Here is a 17,213-nt window from a genome sequence, read left to right as displayed (position 1 = left end):
GTCAAAGCCCCAGTGCCGCGGCCCACTCTTCCTCTTTAAAGCCCACCAGCACCTTATCCTCAAAAATCAGTTCCGGCCTCTTGACAAGCATGCCGTTGGTGGATAAAATTTCCACCATTTCTTCCCGGGTCATGGCTTTTACCTTATCCTTCAGGCCCAGCTCACGGTAGGCTGTACCGCTTACGTTAAAGAATTTTTTCGGCTCTCCGCCGTATAACGCCATCCACTTTAATAATTCTTTTTTCCCGGGGTTTTCCTTCACAATATCCCGCAGCTCATAGTCTGCGCCATTGGCTTCTAAAAAACGTTTGGCTTTCTGACAGGTTGAGCATTTAGGGTAACATAAAAAAATAGGTTTCATTTACTTTCTCCTTGCATGATATACTCACGGTGTCCGCTCTCGGCTTCAATTTCTTCTTCCCTGACTTCAAATCCCAGCTGCCTGTAAAAATTAACAGCGCAGGTATTTTCCACATAGGCGGCCAGGGTAATCCTTCCTTTATAGTGCTTGAGGGCGTATTCCACCAGCCCACGGCCAATACCCTGATGCCAGCAGTCTGGCGCGACAAAGAGCGCGCCAATGTGGCGGCCCCCGACCACAGCGATAAAGCCGCTGATCTCACCGCTCCGTTCGTCCACATAGACTTCGGACTGGGGAATGTAGTCTTTTCTCACCACATCGGCGTGGCGTTTCCAGTAATCCTCTGAAATAAAGGACTGGCCCTCAATACAGGCGTCCAGCCAGATTTCCATGACCCGGTCAAGGTCTGCTTCGGTCATTTTCCGGATCATTTTAATACAGCTCCGTTCCCTCTGAGCGCAGCTTGCGCTGCCACTCGCCATAGAGCATTTCCAGCTCGTCGCTGTAGTCCTTGCTGCCCTGGTCGTCCTCGTCGTATTCCAGCTTTTCCAGAATCACCACCTCAAAGGCGTCCTTTCCAAAGCGCTTCCAGTCCCTGTTCAGGTCGCGGCTGCGCATGAAAGTTTCCATATTCAGCTGAAAAACATCGCTGTTTATCTTTCCCTTAATGTTATTGGTCGCTTCTAAAAATGCTTTGCCTGTTTCAATATGGCGGATGGCAAAGAGCCCCATTTCCGGACGATAATTTTTGTACTCTTCCTTCAATTCCTTTTTACGGTCCATATTCATTTTAATACCCCATTTCTTTTAAAATGCGTGACAGGTTTGTCAGACGTTCGCCCAAAAGCTCGCCGTCTTCCGCCAGTGCCTGCGCAAAAAGCTTGATATCCGCATCAATCATTTCATTATCCGTATCGACCGCGATGGTCATGGCGTCTCCCTGGAGGCCCACCCGGTCGATGACTGGATTTTCCGGGTCATAAAGCTTATCGTGACGGTAGGAGTCTTCTCTGAAGTACTGCTCTGCCCGGCAGATCAGGATCGCCAGGTCGATGACCCGGTGCAGCGGCAGCTCCTCGGACTGGCGCGACCATTTTTCCCCGGTGTAACGCCAGACCTTTGCAGAGGCGTCCACCCGGCCCCGGTCGTTCCACTGGGCCAGTCCCAGCGAAAGACCCTTAGCATCGCTGTCGTAGGCCTTTCTGCCGTCAATTTCCTCATAGTTTTCAACTTCTATAACAGGTTTATGTTTTAAATGTGTTGGTATCTTCATTTTGTTTATCCTTCATTTTTATTTAGTAATTTACTAAATTTAGTAAATTACTAACTCCAATTATACGCGCATTTTAAAATTTGTCAAGTTTCTTAAAGGCCCATTTTTTCAATTTCGACCACCTTATCGGCCCACTCACGGTAAAACGCTGCCTCATGGGATACCAGAACGACGGTGCCGTCAAAATCCTGAAGCGCCTCCTGAAGGCTTTCCTTTGCCAGGTAATCCAGATGGTTGGTGGGTTCGTCGAGAATCAACAGGTTGCAGGGTGACAGCGTGAGCCTGCACAGCTTTACCCAGGACTGCTCACCGCCGCTCAGGGTGGTGATGGGCTGGAGCACATGCTCAGCCTTGACGCCGCAGCGTGACAGGGCTGAGCGTGTCTGCTTCTGTGACAGCTTCGGAAAAGCTTCTGTTATGATCTCCAGCGGTGTCTGCCCTTCTCTCTCCCATTTTAAATCCTGTTCATAATAGCCGATGACCACATTTCTGGCAAACTCAAACCTTCCAGAAATGGGCGGGATTTCCCCAATCAGGGTTTTCAGCAGAGTCGATTTCCCAATCCCGTTAAAGCCGGTGATGACCACCCGCTGGTTTTGCTCCAGCACAAAATGCAGCTTTGGCAGTAAGGGATAGTAATACCCAACTTCAAGATCCTTAACCTCCAGAACCCGCTGAGCGGTGATGCCGGTGGATTTAAAACGGATAATGGGCCTGGTAAGGCCGGCCGGCGGCGCCATACGTTCGATTTTATCCAGCTTTTTCTGGCGGCTTTTGGCCATGGCGGCTGTGGACGCCCGCACCTTGTTTTTGGCAATGTATTCCTCGGTCCGCTCGATAAGCTTTTTCTGGCTTTCATACTGGCGGATGTATTCTTCCCGTTTCTGGCCTTTCTGTTTCAGAAAAGCGCTGTAGTTGCCGTGGTATTTGGTAATGGTGCCAAACTCGATATCCCCGATACAGGTGGTGACCTGATCCAGGAAATCAAAGTCATGGGACACAAGAACAAAAGCCCCCTCAAAGCCCGCGAGATATTTCGCCAGCCATTCCACATGTTCTTTGTCCAAAAAGTTGGTGGGCTCGTCCAGCAGCAGCACTTCTGGCTTTTCGAGGAGCAGCTTTGCCAGGATCACCTTTGCGCGCTGCCCGCCGCTCAGCTTTTCAAGCACCTTGTCCATGCCGATGGCCGTAATGCCAAGGCCGGCGGCCACACGGTAAATATGGCTTTCAATAGCATAGAAGTCCTGGTCCTCCAGGGTTTCCTGCAAATTCGCCGCCTGGTTAATCAGCTTTTCGCTGGAATCCTCCGCCATTTTTTCATACAGGCCGTTCAGCCGCTCCTCCATCCGGTATAAGTCGGCGTAGGCCTGCTTCAAATAGTCAAAGACAGTGATACCCGCATCCACCTGGGCGTACTGGTCCAGATGGCCCACTGTGGCCTTTGGAAACCATTTGATCAGACCGTCGTCCGGGATCACCTCCCCGATCAGGGTTTTGATCAGGGTACTTTTCCCTGCGCCATTCTGTCCGACCAGTCCCATGTGCTCTCCGTTATGCAAATCAAAGGAGGCATCGTGATATAATACCTTGTCTCCATAGCTGTGAGACAGATTTTTTACTTCCAGTAAACTCATTGTGATCATTCCTTTCAAATCTTATAAATTCCAATAAAAAAGAGAGCGCACAGCGCTCTCTGCCTGAGGGGTTTTCTCCCGCTCCAAACAAAAAGGCTGCGGATGAAAGCATCATCCACAGCCCGTTATCCTGAATTGCTGTCCCCGGTAAAAAGCGTACACAAAACAAAGCCGCCAGAGGCCGCCCGCAAACACTTTTGACCGATGAACTGATGGAGGCTACGCCTCCGGATTAAGCTCCGCACAATGTCTCATCGTTATCCATTTGTTCGGAGCTTTTGCAATAGCAAGTGTCATGATTAAAAATTCCCTTCGTTAAATCGAACGGTATTGATTATACTCCCAAACCGGTTTTTTGTCAACCTCAGCTGGCCATCTCCCGGCGCTTGGCTGTTTTGGGATTAAGAATAAATTTCTCCAGTGCATAGGCTACGCCGTGCTCGTCATTGGTTTTTGTTATAAAGTCCGAGATCTCCTTAACCCGGTCAATGCCGTTTTCCATGGCAATGGCCAGTCCGGCATGCTTGAGCATTTCATAATCGTTATTGCTGTCTCCCATGGCCATGACCTCGGTGCTTTTAATGTCCAGGTGGCGGCATAAATGCCTTAAGCCATCCCATTTATTGGCTGTCGGATTGTTGATCTCCAGATTATTTTCTACAGCTGAGGTAATCGTCAGATCAGTGGTATCCTCCAAAACGTTTTTGAGCTCGCTCCTGTTTTCCATATGACTGAAAAAGATGTTAAACTTTTCAACCGAGTGGCTGTATAAAAAGTCAAAATAGTCTTCCGGGTCGGCTACGGTGTGACGGGTTTCCCTGAAGAAATCCCAGTAGGCCTCGGGCACATGAAACTTGCTCAGATCTTTCATGCACTCCTCAATCACAACGGTTTTTCCTTCCACATAGGCTTCGATCATCAAATCATACTGCTTGAGTACCTTCAGCACTGTATCTAAATCCTGCTTTGTCAGGGGATTTTCATAAAGCGTTATTTTCCGGTTCAGGTCGGTTACCTGCGCACCGTTTGATGTAATGGCGTAGGAGACTCCATCGATGTCTGTGATTTCTTCGGGCAGTTCTCCAAACACGCGTCCGGTTGTCGGCACGACAATGATTCCCTGTCTGACGGCCTTTTCAATGGTCACAATTGTCTCACGCGCCAGTGTGATGTCACTCTGAAGCGTGGTGCCATCCATATCCAATGCTACTAGTTTAATTCCCATCGCTTTGTTCTCCTTGATTTTTATTCCACCATGATTCTATCACTTTTCCACGATAATAAGAAGCTGGTTTTCGTTAAAAAGCACCTGAAAACCGTTGCCAGTTTACATCAAACCTTTTCAAAATGGGTCTGGATAAAAAATCATGCATTAAAAAAGCAGGCCTTTGCCTGCTTTTTTATCAGTTTTCTACTTTATCAAACTTCTGCACCTTAAAGGTATGCTCGCCGTTCGGGAACACCACTTCCAAAAGCTTTTTGTTGTCGGTGAAATTCATCTCGGTGAGTACCGGCTGGTTCGCTCCGTTGACGCCCCATCCAATGATATAAGCATCCTTTTCGTTGTCAACCTTCTGGGCGCTTCCAAATTCGGAGGAGGTGTAGCCGTCCATGCTGTATTCTTTAAAGTCAATGACCTTTTTGTTGGTCTCGTCCAGCTTATACTTGAGCACTCTGGTTTTTCCTGTACTCTGGCCATTGTCAAAGACGACCAGATAACCATCGTCGGTTAAGGATAGGCTGCTCTGACCAGCGGTTTTCTGATTGTCGGCCAGGCCGAATTCGTCGCCCTTACCGGAGAGCTTCCAGAGAATATCTCCGGTGCTGCGGTCAATCTTCACAATGGTACTGGCGTTTTTAAAGGATACGATCAGGTTATTGTCTGACGGGTCCAGTATCATGGCATTGATATGCAGGTAATCCTGGGGCTGGATATTACTGTTGGCAAAATCATTGCCCTTTTCGCTGAGCGCGTACAGCTCCGGATGATCGGTGGATTTCCAGGTGAATACCGGCTTGCCGTCCTTCACTTCCTGAATCACGGCTGCCACTACCTTTGAGCCGAGCGGGCTGGGGTTGAGCTCTGCCGGGATATTATCCACGGTTTCTGCCACGTAGGATTCCGTGATCCAGTTTTTATCTCCTAAAAGCACAAAATCATGCCCGTCGACCGGATCGCCCATAACCTTTTTATCATGATTGGTTTCATCGGGGTTCAACAGCGAGATACGGGCGCCGTCACGCTTGACTTCCTTGTATTTTTCGTCAAGAACCACACGCGTGCCCGGCAGGTAATCGGTCAGACCCATGGTGCTGACGTCCGGGTCAACAATCTGATAGCTGTAACGGATATCGCCGTTTTCCAGCTTATGCTGTCTGAAATCCGTGAAAATCTTGCCATCCGCCTGCTCTGGCGTCAGGGCAACATACCAGGTAACATTGCCGTTCTGGTCCAGTTTATACATGGCTGCTTTTTCGGTATCAGTCACATAAAAGTCGCCTTCATAGGGACTCTGGCCGGTGGCCAGCATTTCCGGCAGCTGCTTGGAAAGGGTTCTTAAATAAATCGTGCGGGTATCCTTACCGTTGGTCACGACCATTTCCAGCACTTCGTTGCTGTCGATTTTCTTGACGGTTACCTTTGCTTTCTTGTTGGTCTGGAGCTTGGCCTCGTTGACCTCAATGGACGCTCCAGCATCATTCATCAGAATAAACTCATTCTCATGTTCCGTTGTCAGGCTGGGGATATCATAGGTTGCCCCGTCCTCATTCAGCGGAATTTCCACCGCGTAGCCATTCACACTGATGTGGACAATTCTGTCCTGCAGCAGCGTAATATCTCTCCCAGCATACGCCAGAGCCACGCTGACCATAATGATAAGCACAAGCGCCAGGCCCGCTGCCGCTGCGAGAACCTTTGCTGATTTGTTCATAGTTTACCTCCTCAATCACTTCCGATAGTATAATATCAACGTCATATTTATATGGATAACACCCGCCTGTAAAATCAGCCTTTGCCGGCGGCAGGCGCTTCCTCACACAGAGCGTGCAGCTCTGTATTGATCCTGTTTAAGTCCGTCTCATTTGCCAGCGCCACAATGGTGTCGCTTGGCCTGATTTTGGTGTCTCCCTTGGGGATCAGTTCTTTTTCACCCCTGCGGACAGCCACCAGCAGACAGTTTTCCGGCCATTGGATTTCCCAGATGCGCTTCCCGACCAGCCCGCAGCTGTGATGCACCGAGACGGCGATCAGCGTCTTGTTGCTGGTCTCCGGTACGGGCTCTTCGCCGCGTCTGGCAACAATGCGGTCAAGCAGCATTTCATAGACCGGTTCCGATTTGAGCGCCGCCGCGGTGATCTCCGCCGTGATGGCGACAACCGACAACGACAGCAGGTGGGTAAAGGAGCCCGTCATTTCAGAAATCAATACAATCCCTGTAATAGGTGCGCGGACAATGGCGGTAAAATACCCGGCCATGGCCAGAATGATAAAATTGTTGATAAGCTGCGGGTCCATTCCTATACCCCGGACAACGACCATACCATAAAAGCCGCCGATATACGCCCCCAAAACCAAAAGCGGAAAAAAGATACCGCCCGGTGCGCCGGAGCCAAAGCTGAACATGGAAAAGATAAACTTTACCACCAGCAGCAGCAGGATCATGGTCAGGGGAAGATTCCCCGGTACCAGAAGCTCGATCATCATATGTCCGCCGCCCAGTACCTGAGGCAGCGTAAAGCCCAGAACTCCAGCCATCAAAAACGGGATAACCGGCCGCAGCTCTGCCTTTAAAAAGGTCATTTTGGCGTACAGATCCTGAGTACCTGCCAGCACCTTATTGTAAAAAGCGCCGCCCGCTCCCAGGATAATCCCCAAAAGAATGATAAAACCATAGTATTTCAGAGGAATCGAGGAATCCACCTGGAACTGGAATACTGAGCCCAGACCAAAAACATATTTTGAAACAAAGTCCGCCGTGACAGAGGCCGTCATTGCGGAAAAAAGTACCGTTGCCGAAAAATTTTTATGGACCTCCTCCAGAGCAAACATGATACCTGCCAGCGGCGCGTTAAAGGCCGCGGCCAGTCCTGCGCTTGCTCCGCAGGTCATCAGATAGCGTTCTTCAATGTTAAGGCGTTTGAAAATCCGCGAAAAGCCCTTGCCGCCCATGGCGCCAAGCTGCACAGACGGGCCCTCACGCCCGAGCGATAAGCCGCCGATAATGCAGAGAATCCCTCCTATCAGCTTACCGACAATCACCTTGAGCCAGGGCTCCTCAAAATATCCCTGAAGCTCCCCCTCTACCTGGGGAATCCCGCTGCCCGAGATCATCGGTTCCCACCGGACCATCCTCCCGACAATTACCGCCATAACGATAAGGGCGGCAAACCATGCCGCAATGGCCCAGTGGTGTTCACCCGCGTAGGATAAAATAAAGCTCATATTCTGCTCTGAAAAGTTTAAGGCCAGCCGGTAGATAATCGCGATACCTCCTGCGATCATGCCGACAAATATCCCCTCCAGAGCCAGAAGGTATTTCATATTACGCGTGTGGGCTATTAAATTTTCCGTGCTGTTTTCAACAGGCTTAAACACATCTCTCACCTTTAAATTTCCTTAGAAATCTTTATAAGTTTACCATAATTTGAAAAAATATACAAATAATGAGGCCTTTTTCCCCCTTTTACAAATGGTTTTTCTTAAAAAATTTAATACAAAAATAAGAGGCTGCCGCCGGCGCACCGGGACAGCCTCTCAAAATAAGGAAAAGAAATGTGTGTTAAGCTTTTTGATCAGGACGCCAGTATATTTTCAAGCACCTGCACCTCGTCGCCGGTCACGCCCATGCGGCTGCCGTCTTTGCCGAACAGCATGGCGTCGCTGCGCTCAAAGGCCAGCTCCACCTGCGGCGGCAGGGCATTCCAGCAGGTTGGTGTCTTGACATTAACCTTGCCGAAGCGTGTCTCCAGGTGATAGATAGACTCCCCGCCCAGCTCCTCCTTTGACAGGACAGAGGCCGGCAGGCGGAAGGCGTCCTCCCGGCCGGTACTGCCGATTTTGATATTTTCCGGCCGCACTCCAAGGTAAAAATGATTCATGTCGATGATATTGGCCGGCGGCGCACCGATAAACTGCGCCACAAAAAGATTGGCCGGGTTGGTGTAAATTTCTTTCGGGGTTCCCTTCTGCATAATCTCACCCTGGTTCATGACCACGATATACGTCCCCATGGACATTGCCTCTACCTGGTCGTGGGTGACGTATAAAAAGGTGTTCTTAACCTTTTTATACATTTCAATGAGCTCAAAGCGCATCTGTGTTCTGAGCTTGGCGTCCAGATTGGACAGCGGCTCATCCATGAGAAAAACCCTCGGGTCCTTGACAATGGCCCGGGCCAGCGCCACGCGCTGCCGCTGGCCGCCGGACATCTGGGCAGGCAGCTTTTCCGCCTGGTCGGTCAGGTCAACCATTTTCAGCACGTCATCCACCATCTTCCGGCGTTCTTCCTTTGGGATTTTCTTAATCTTCAGCCCATACTCCACGTTTTTAAAAACGCTCATGTGGGGATAAAGAGCATAATTCTGAAAAACCATGGCGATCTCCCGATCCTTTGGCTCACTGCTGGTTACATCTTTGTCATCGATAAAAACTCCGCCGGAGGTAGGCGTCTCAAGGCCCGCGATAATGCGGAGCAGCGTTGACTTCCCGCAGCCTGATGGCCCCAGCAGAATGGTGAAGGAGCCGTCCTCTATTTCCAGAGAGATATCCTTCAAAACCTTGGTTTTATTGAAATCCTTCACGAGGTGTTCTATGGCTATTTTTCCCATACTTTATGCTCCTTTCACAAGCCTTTCTCTCAAATCGGCGGTCTCACCGGCCGACAAACCCGCTTCCTGAAAATAGTGTCCTGCACTTTTAAAGCGGCGCTCCAGATAGTTCAGTGTTGTTTCCATATATTCAGGCTCTGAGCCCAGAAGCCGGGCTGCCACCAGGTCCATCGCTTCACTTTTGGGCAGGTTGGCAGGCTGCATCTGCCGGAATTTTTTCCGCATGAGCCCTGCGCTTTTGGCGTAGCTGTCCACAATGAGCGGGCGTTCCACGCCGGCCAGGCCAAGCAATAACGCTGCGGTCACTCCGGTGCGGTCTTTGCCCGCCGTACAGTGGAATACCACGCCGCCTGGTGCGTCTAAAATAATCTGGCCGATTTTTTTAAATCCGGCGGACTGGTTTTCCAGCAGGCTGATGTATAAATCCGTCAGCGCTGGCAGCTGGGTGATGTCCTCCAGACTGGCAGCGCTTTGATCCATGAGGGACAGCGTGATATAGTCAAAATCCGCGTCCGAGGCCACCACATCCGGCACCGCGCTTCTTTCCTCTGGTGTTCTCAGGTCAATAATTGTGGATATTCCCAAATCCTTCATACAGGCAATATCCCTTTTGGACAGCTCTCCCAGCGCATCGGAACGGTAAGCCACCTCATAGCAGGTCGCGTCCCCGGCTGCCGGAAAACCGCCAAGATCCCGGAAGTTGTGGCAGCCGTCCAGTTCAATCTGATATTCTTTATAGTTAAGCATCTTTATTTAATCCCCCATTTCACAAAAGAGTCAACAATCTGCCGCTGCATAAAGAGGTAGAGCAGCAGAATGGGAATACATGAAATCGTGGTGGCGGCCATCAAGGCGCCCCACATGTTGGTGTCTGAGCTGACAAAGGTGCGCAGGCCGATCTGTATCGGCGCGTTTTCCAGCTTTGAGGTAATGAGCATGGGCCACATGTAGTCATTCCAGGAATTGATAAACAGTAAAATTCCCAGAGAGGCTACCGACGCTTTGATATTTGGCAGAATAACGCGGGTCAGAATCCCCCACTCACTGTCGCCATCCATCCTGGCCGCGTCGATGAGCGCCCTTGGAAAGGCTTCAAAAACCTGAAAAAGATTGAGAATGGCAAAGGCGGTGGCCGCGGTGGGCAGCACAATGCCCAGCAGGTTTTCCTTAAGCCCCATATTGACAATGGTCACATAATTCGGAATCATGATGGCCTGCACAGGTATGAGCCAGCAGAGGCTCAGAAGCCCATAGATCAGCTTTTTGCCCCTGAAGTCCCACCGTGTCAGCGCATAGGCAGCCAGCAGGCTGGTGCAGAGCTGCAGAACGGTCATCAAAACGGACATGACAATGGAGTTCCCGAGCATCCGCCAGATGGGCATGCTCTCAAACGCATAGAGATAATTATTGAGGGTCGGCGCTGTGGGCAGCAGAGCCGAGCCAAAAATCTCCGCCTCATTTTTAAAGGAGGAAACAATCATCCAGTACAGTGGAAATACCGCGATAAAGCTGAGCAGGATCAGCAGCGCGTGCTTTATTCCGCTCGAAGCCTTACGGCCGGCTTTTATGGTTGTCGCTTTCATACAGGCCTCCTAATTATCATAAAATACAAATCTGGACGAGAGCCGGTTTAACATTAGAGCAATGATCCCGAAAATAATAAAGAAAATCACCGCAGAGGCTGAGCTCATGCCCACGTTCAGGGAAGAAAAACCATACTTGTACATCTCGTAATAAATATTGGTGGTGGTGCCATAAGGCCCTCCCTGGGTCAGCAGGTCGATATAGGCAAAGGTCCACTGGCTGGCAAAGAGAATGCTCATCATCAGCATAAAAATCACAGTGGGTGAGATCAGCGGCAGGGTGATGGTCGTAAACTGGCGCAGCTTGGAGGCCCCGTCGAGGCGGGCCGCCTCAAAGTAATCCCGGTTAATGCCTGTCAGCGCCGCTGAAAACATCAGGGTGCTGAAGCCGATCATCTTCCAGCCTGTAATGAGCAGAATCGTCATGCGCGCCACACCTTCTGTCAGAAAGAAGGAAATGTTCGTACCGCTGATGCCCAGCCCCACAATAATCTGATTGATGAGTCCGCTGCTCGGGTTCAACAGCCAGCGCCAGATGGTCGCTGTGGCAACCGGCGCCATAATCATGGGAATAAAAAACAGGGCGCGGTAAAAATTCTTGGCCTTTGATGGCAGATCATTGGTGGCCGACGCCAGGAACAGCGGGATAATCACCGAGAAGGGCAGCAGCCCCACAATATAAAACACCGTGTTGCCAATGGAGGTGAAAAAATCCTTGCTGGTGAGCAGCTTGGTAAAATTGGACAGGCCTACAAACCGCGGCGCTGTTCCCGGCACCATGCCCCAGCTGTGAAAAGCATAGTAGACCGTTTCCGCCAGAGGCCTGTAAAGCCAGAAGGCAATGAGCACAAGGGCGGGCAGCAGAAACAGCCAGGGTTTATAGTTAAACCTGAATTTTGGTCTCGGCCTGATCCGCTCTTCTGCCCTTTCAATATCCGGCGCCAGGGTATAAACCTGGGCCGGAAGCTTTAAAAAATTTTTCATCTGTGTATCACCTGATCATTAATTGTTTTTCAGGAGGTCATTCATCTGCTTCGCCGCATCTGACAGAACAGACTGAACATTGCCCTCCGTGATGGACTTGACGGTCGCGTCGAGGAACACCTGGTATTCCTCCTTTGCTCCGGTACCGGGCCAGATGGTCACAGGCTTGATTCTTTCAAGCTGCTTCAGATTTGTTTTGACAATGGGGTTGGCATCCACAAAATCCTTAAGGTAAGCCGGGTCCTCGGTAATGTCCATTCGCAGTGGCAGATAGCCGATTTCAGAGGTGATGATCGTATACCCATCCTTGCCGGTGGCGTATTTGATAAACTCCCACTCGGCCGCGGACTTGGTGGGATCGTCTGAACGGACCGCCAGACAGCTTCCAGAGTTGACCGGAACAGAGGCTTTACCGCCAAACTGCGGCATTTCCGCGCCCAAAAGCTCCCAGCCTCCGGCCTTTGCCGCGCTCTGGTAACCGCTGAGCAGTGAGGTGGACTGGAGATTTATGGCGACGTTGCCGGCCATAAAAGCATCCATGACATCCTTATCGCTGCCCTTTACAGCCGCGCCGCTGCTGTAGAGCTTATTCCACATTTCATAAGCCTCAACCGCCTCCGGGCTGTCAAACTTCGCCTCGGTTTTATCACTGCTCAGCACCTCGCCGCCATTCGAGAAGATGAGGCCCTCGCTGATCCAGCCATTATCCGGCGCCAGGCCAAAGCCGTCCTTACCAGTCTTTTCCTTGATCTGTACCGCTGCTTTGTAGACATCGTCCCAGGTTTTTGGAAGGTTGGTGGTGTCCAGCCCCGCCTGCTCAAAAAGGCCTTTATTGATATAGAGGATCGGAGTGCTGAAGGTAAAGGCCAGGCCGTACATCTGTCCGTCAATTTTTCCAAGCTCCAGCGCATTAGGGATCATCTGGCCCGTATGCTCTGCCAGCTCATCCGCTGGAAACAGCTCCTCGTAGGATTTAAAGCCAAGGTTCAGACGGGAAGCGTCCAGCATTCCAAAAGCGTGCTGAACAATATCCACCTCCATGCCCGCAGCGATATCCGCGCTGTTCTGGCTCATGTTGTTGTCCACAACGCCTTTGACGACCACCCCTTTTTCCTTACCGACCGTTTCGTTAAAGCTGCTGATCAGATGCTCCATGCCGGATTTCATGGTTGGGTAACCCAGGCTGTAGGAATAAAAGGTGATCTCGGTGGGATTATTGGGGTCAAGGTTTCCAGCCGACGCATTGATGCCGGAGGCGCTCCCGTTGCCTCCGGCTCCGGTACTGCCGCAGCCCGCCAGGGTCGTTCCCGCAACCGCCGCGGATAAAACAACCCCTAAAATTCCTTTAACAAATTTATTCATTTCAATACTCCTTTTCATTATGCCGCTTACGCGTTTTTCATCAGCTGTCCAAGTGCTTCCAGAGGAATGGGCTCTGTAACAGGCCGGTCATTCGGCGGATAAGTCAGGGTCTCGACCCGCATGGTCCGGTCTGTTACCGTGCAGAGGTTAAAGCCCGCCGCCGGGGTCATGTACATGCCCTTTTCGTTGACAGCCACGCCGAAGGCCGTGCTCTCAGCCGTGTAAGCCGGCACGCCGTAAAACGTGGTATTGATATTTTCATGGGTGTGCCCGCTCAGCAGTCCCAGGATATTTTTTCCTCTGATAATTTCGCCGAGCCGTTCAGAGCCCTCCACGCCAAAGGCGCTGACCCGCTCATCCGCCCATTCGTCAAAGGCCGGATGGTGAAAAGCGATGATATGTCCGCGGGGCATTTCCTTTTCCAGTGCCCTTTCAAGGAATTCAAACTGCGCTTCGTCAAAGCGTCCGGAATGATGTGCAGCGTCACAGCCCACACTGGAATCCAGCACGATAAGCTGAAGCCCGTCAATTTCTTTTGCATAGTACACCGGTGACGTGTCAGGTGCGCTGTTTTCATAGCCCTCATGAAAGGCCGCCACCCGGTCATGATTTCCCAGAACCGGATAAACCGGTGTCCCGTCAAAATATTCATCCAGCAGCATTTTCAGGTAGCGGTATTCGTCGGAACCGCCCTCGTGAACCAGATCCCCGGTCAGAAGAACAAAATCCAGGTTACCGGCATTTTCTCTGAGCCAGGCAGAAATTCCCTCAAGAACCTCACAGGGCTTTTTTTCCATGTTGCTCACCATATCCTTAAACATCGAGTTACTGTAGTCCTTGAGAATATGCAGATCGGATAGATGCGCAAAAGTAATTGTATTCATTATTTTCTCCTTTTTAAATATTTATTGACTTGAATACTTGTTTTTCTACCGTAATTATTATATGATAATATCAAACTTACCGTATCGGACACCTGTAGTATACTACTCGTATTCGATATGAAATATCACAAACCCGTTAATTTAACGTTAATAATCGGTTAATGGAGAAAATTTATATGAAAATTCAAAACAGAGAAGAAGACGCCTACAGGCAGCTCAAGGAAAAAATCCTGGGCGGCGAACTGATCCCCGGCGATATCTTATCCGAGGCCTCCCTGTCCCAGCGGCTCGGCATGAGCCGGACGCCTGTGCGTTATGCCCTAAAGCAGCTGGAATATGAAGGCTTTATCACCTATCACAAAAACCGTGGAATCTCTATCCGGGAAACCTCCAGCCACGAAATGGTCGATATTTTGGAAATGATGATCCTGTTTGAACACTGCGCTGTCAAAAAAGTAAAAAAAGGCGAAACCATCTTTGATATTCCCGCCCTGAAGCGCCTTGGCGACGAAGCCCAGATACTCCGCAACGAACGCCAGTATGCGTCTTATATTGAGAAAACCCATCAATACAACAGCTGCTTTATCGCCAGCGCAGGCAACAGCCAGCTGACCGTGGTGTACCGTACCTCCTGGGAGCGCGTGATCAGCACGTCCATCTACAATAAAATGACCCATCCCACAGCCATTCAAAGGAAAACCCAGACCACTGCCGGCTTTATCCATCTGCTCACCCAGTCCATCGTTGATGAAGCCTACGATGATACAGAAAGACTGCTGGACGAATACTTTGATTACGCCAGAAACCAGATTCTTTATTATGGGCAGATATAAAAAGACAGGCTTGAGAGCGTCTGCTTCAAGCCTGTCTTTTTTGATCCTCCGGAAATGAAACACGAATCGACAGTATATTCTGCTCAAGGCAGGCGTCCGCTGTGCCCCGCATTTTTTCCGCCAATAATTTTACAATATAAAGCCCCAGTCCGGTGCTCCCGTCATTTCTGGAATCATCCGCTGTGTAAAAACGCTCAAACAGCCGTTCCATGTCGGGCGGGGTATCTGGTTTTACTCCGTTGGCGACGGTCAGAATGGCTGTCCCATATTCTTCCTCAAGGGTGACGGTCATGCTTCCCACTGTGTATTTCAGCGCGTTGGACAAAAGATTCTGGACAATACGCCGAAGCGCTGTACCATCCCCCACCACATACAGACTTCTATGCCCGAGCCGGATATCCGGTCTGAGGGCGGCCGCCTCAAATCTCGGAATAAAATCCACCACCGCTTCTGAGACAATATTGGTAAAATTAACGGGTTCCTCCGCGAATTTCGTCTGGTTTGATTCCATGACGGAAAGCTCAAAAAAGCTTTCTACCAGCTCCCGCATGGCATTGGCCTTTTTCAAAATCACCGCTGCCTTCTCCTGCTGTTCCCCCTTCAAGCCACTGCGCTCAAGCATCTGAATATAGCCGATGATCGCTGTCAGCGGGGTCCTCAGGTCATGGGAAACACCCGCGATGGAATCTCGAAGCCGCTGCTCGTTTTTGCGCGTGTCAATGCGCAGCTGCTTCTGAAGCTCAAGATTCTCATTGATCTGAGCGGCCAGCTCATTTAACCTGTTATCCACTAATGTGAGACTGATTTTCTTTTCAGTCCGCCCGGCCGATAAACCTTCCAGCTGGCGGCTTATGCTCCTTATCTCCCGCCGCATAACCCCTGTCCGAACCGTTAATACCACTACCGCTATGGTCAAAATCACAATGATTCCCAACATTGGCCTCACGCTTTCTTTTTTTCTTTATTTTATCTCTCTGTGAAAAAAGAAACAATAGGCTATGCAGAGAAATACCAAATTGTAGAAAATAGCCACCATCAGGATTTTCAGAATTTCTTCCAAAGTTACATTGACCAAAACTGAATACTGCTGCAATGTGAAAGGTAAATAGAATAGTGTTATTCCCTTTTGCGAAAGCACTGCAACAAGAATATACTGACCAAATAGTATCAACGCAGTAACGACTGCTGTAATTCCAGATTTTTGAAAGACAAATTTCAAAGCCAGAATAAAGTTAAAAATTGCACAGTTGATTAAAACCGTTAATATAACGATTCGTCCTATATATATTCCAATGGTATCTGAATGCACGCCCAAATATAATGGCATTCTGATCATTTCAATACAGATTCCTGATATTGGAAATAAGAACATTAAAATATTCATAAAAATCAAAAAAGAAACGACTTTTGCTGTAAAAATGCCTAATCGGCTATGTCCGGCGGTAAGGGCGGTTTTCGCTGAAGGGCCGTCTGTATCCTGTCCAGCGAAAAAAGCACCAATACTGCTGATTCCAATGTTCCAGATACCTGACATTAATAGTATTGTGCTAAAAACCCTTAATGCGTCAATTTTATCATTTCCTGCAATGCCCACCTGGTTTTCAAAAAATCCCAATGTTAGATACGACGCTGACAAAATCAGCAGCACTACCACATAAAAAAATTTATTGTGCAAAAGCTGATAAAACTCCACTTTAATTAAGTTAATCATTATATTACCTTATTTTATCTCTCTCTTTCTGAACACGCAATACCCTGCGCCCAAAAGCAAAGCCATAAAGCCCAGTGACAGCATCAAGATCAGGATAACCTGAGATGTTTCCAGAGGCGTAAGCACCGCTGCTCTGGCCATATAAGGCGGCAGCCACAGCGGCGCCAGGTTTCTTGACAGGAAAAATACCATTCCAAAGGCCTCCAAAATAATCATCAGCGTCGCACAGGCCGTCGTCTTGGCCGCATCCTGAAAGATGGCCATCAACAGGATGGAAACGCTGAAAACCGCGCAGTTTGCCAAAAATACCATCCCCGTGACTCTGAGGAGATATCCGGCAAAGGGCTCTGTAACCACGCCTTTGTCGAACCCATGCATCAGACCGGTGACAACGAGTCCAGCGAAAGGGTAAAGAAACATTACCACATTGACAGTCAGCAAAAATACCAGCGCTTTACAGAAATAAACCGAAGCGCGGCTGTGTCCCGCGGCTATGGCAAGCCCCAGCGTTTTGTCCCCGGCGCTCTGTCCGAGCATCAGAGCACTCATGGCCCCAGTGACAATGAGCCACATGGTAGAATCGTAGACCATTCCCCCAAAGACAGATAATCCATCGGCCATCGCTGTGCCAAAGGGACTCGTATCTCCTATGTACCCCGAGCACATCAGTGCGCCGAAAACAACACTGACTCCCGCCATCAGATAAAACAGTTTGTTACGGATAAGCTGATAAAACTCCATTTTGATTAAAGCAAACAT

General features: G+C 49.7%; 18 protein-coding genes. 1 reads left to right on the top strand and 17 read right to left on the bottom strand.

The genetic code is table 11. The annotated features are described in order from the left end of the window. Position 1: 1 nt before the first annotated feature. The 14 genes from I2B62_RS14475 to I2B62_RS14410 all read right to left on the bottom strand — a co-directional run bounded on the left by I2B62_RS14475 (position 2) and on the right by I2B62_RS14410 (position 13,910). Positions 2–361: an arsenate reductase family protein gene (locus tag I2B62_RS14475; RefSeq protein WP_195269783.1), complete on the bottom strand. Its 360-nt coding sequence runs from the start codon at positions 359–361 to the stop codon at positions 2–4. Beyond that, on the bottom strand, positions 358–792 hold the full coding sequence (locus I2B62_RS14470) for an N-acetyltransferase (RefSeq protein ID WP_195269782.1): 435 nt from the start codon (positions 790–792) through the stop codon (positions 358–360). Before I2B62_RS14470 ends, I2B62_RS14475 begins: the two co-directional genes overlap by 4 nt. Before the next feature lies 1 nt (position 793). Beyond that, positions 794–1,150: a GIY-YIG nuclease family protein gene (locus I2B62_RS14465; RefSeq protein WP_195269781.1), complete on the bottom strand. Its 357-nt coding sequence runs from the start codon at positions 1,148–1,150 to the stop codon at positions 794–796. 1 nt (position 1,151) lies between these two features. Further along, positions 1,152–1,634, bottom strand: coding sequence for a DUF6530 family protein (locus tag I2B62_RS14460; RefSeq protein ID WP_195269780.1), 483 nt, complete (start codon positions 1,632–1,634; stop codon positions 1,152–1,154). Between the two features lie 92 nt (positions 1,635–1,726). After that, positions 1,727–3,268: an ABC-F family ATP-binding cassette domain-containing protein gene (locus tag I2B62_RS14455; protein WP_195269779.1), complete on the bottom strand. Its 1,542-nt coding sequence runs from the start codon at positions 3,266–3,268 to the stop codon at positions 1,727–1,729. 364 nt (positions 3,269–3,632) lie between these two features. Next, a complete protein-coding gene (locus I2B62_RS14450; RefSeq protein WP_195269778.1) occupies positions 3,633–4,493 on the bottom strand; it encodes a Cof-type HAD-IIB family hydrolase in 861 nt (286 codons plus the stop codon). A 178-nt stretch (positions 4,494–4,671) separates the two neighbouring features. After that, positions 4,672–6,201 carry an aryl-sulfate sulfotransferase gene (locus I2B62_RS14445; RefSeq protein WP_195269777.1) on the bottom strand — a complete coding sequence of 510 codons (1,530 nt, stop codon included), beginning with the start codon at positions 6,199–6,201 and terminating at the stop codon, positions 4,672–4,674. Positions 6,202–6,275: 74 nt separating this feature from the next. Continuing rightward, positions 6,276–7,874, bottom strand: coding sequence for a ClC family H(+)/Cl(-) exchange transporter (locus I2B62_RS14440; RefSeq protein ID WP_347707825.1), 1,599 nt, complete (start codon positions 7,872–7,874; stop codon positions 6,276–6,278). Between the two features lie 188 nt (positions 7,875–8,062). Continuing rightward, on the bottom strand, positions 8,063–9,097 hold the full coding sequence (locus I2B62_RS14435) for an ABC transporter ATP-binding protein (protein WP_195269776.1): 1,035 nt from the start codon (positions 9,095–9,097) through the stop codon (positions 8,063–8,065). 3 nt (positions 9,098–9,100) lie between these two features. Continuing rightward, positions 9,101–9,844 (bottom strand): tyrosine-protein phosphatase, encoded by a 744-nt coding sequence (locus I2B62_RS14430; protein ID WP_195269775.1) that lies wholly within the window; start codon positions 9,842–9,844, stop codon positions 9,101–9,103. 2 nt (positions 9,845–9,846) lie between these two features. Continuing rightward, positions 9,847–10,680 carry a carbohydrate ABC transporter permease gene (locus tag I2B62_RS14425; protein WP_195269774.1) on the bottom strand — a complete coding sequence of 278 codons (834 nt, stop codon included), beginning with the start codon at positions 10,678–10,680 and terminating at the stop codon, positions 9,847–9,849. Positions 10,681–10,689: 9 nt separating this feature from the next. Beyond that, the gene (locus tag I2B62_RS14420; RefSeq protein ID WP_195269773.1) at positions 10,690–11,664 is read right to left on the bottom strand and encodes a sugar ABC transporter permease; all 975 of its coding nucleotides are present in this window, start codon (positions 11,662–11,664) and stop codon (positions 10,690–10,692) included. Between the two features lie 18 nt (positions 11,665–11,682). Beyond that, positions 11,683–13,026, bottom strand: coding sequence for an ABC transporter substrate-binding protein (locus tag I2B62_RS14415; protein WP_195269772.1), 1,344 nt, complete (start codon positions 13,024–13,026; stop codon positions 11,683–11,685). A gap of 26 nt (positions 13,027–13,052) precedes the next feature. Further along, positions 13,053–13,910, bottom strand: a complete 858-nt coding sequence (locus I2B62_RS14410; RefSeq protein ID WP_195269771.1) for a metallophosphoesterase — start codon at positions 13,908–13,910, stop codon at positions 13,053–13,055. 176 nt (positions 13,911–14,086) lie between these two features. Here I2B62_RS14410 and I2B62_RS14405 point away from each other — a divergent pair, with 176 nt between their 5' ends. After that, positions 14,087–14,743 carry a GntR family transcriptional regulator gene (locus I2B62_RS14405; protein ID WP_195269770.1) on the top strand — a complete coding sequence of 219 codons (657 nt, stop codon included), beginning with the start codon at positions 14,087–14,089 and terminating at the stop codon, positions 14,741–14,743. 25 nt (positions 14,744–14,768) lie between these two features. Here the strand turns inward: I2B62_RS14405 and I2B62_RS14400 are convergent, their stop codons facing one another. The 3 genes from I2B62_RS14400 to I2B62_RS14390 are packed head-to-tail and all read right to left on the bottom strand — an operon-like array spanning position 14,769 to position 17,213. Continuing rightward, the gene (locus I2B62_RS14400; RefSeq protein WP_195269769.1) at positions 14,769–15,680 is read right to left on the bottom strand and encodes a HAMP domain-containing sensor histidine kinase; all 912 of its coding nucleotides are present in this window, start codon (positions 15,678–15,680) and stop codon (positions 14,769–14,771) included. A gap of 24 nt (positions 15,681–15,704) precedes the next feature. After that, complete coding sequence (locus tag I2B62_RS14395; RefSeq protein WP_195269768.1) at positions 15,705–16,454, bottom strand: hypothetical protein; 750 nt, start codon at positions 16,452–16,454, stop codon at positions 15,705–15,707. A 9-nt stretch (positions 16,455–16,463) separates the two neighbouring features. Then, positions 16,464–17,213 (bottom strand): ABC transporter permease, encoded by a 750-nt coding sequence (locus I2B62_RS14390; RefSeq protein WP_195269767.1) that lies wholly within the window; start codon positions 17,211–17,213, stop codon positions 16,464–16,466.

This window comes from Eubacterium sp. 1001713B170207_170306_E7 (genome assembly GCF_015547515.1).
Taxonomy (GTDB): domain Bacteria; phylum Bacillota; class Clostridia; order Eubacteriales; family Eubacteriaceae; genus Eubacterium.
Note: the sequence above shows the minus strand (reverse complement) of the source record. Positions and strands in the feature narration are given on the sequence as shown.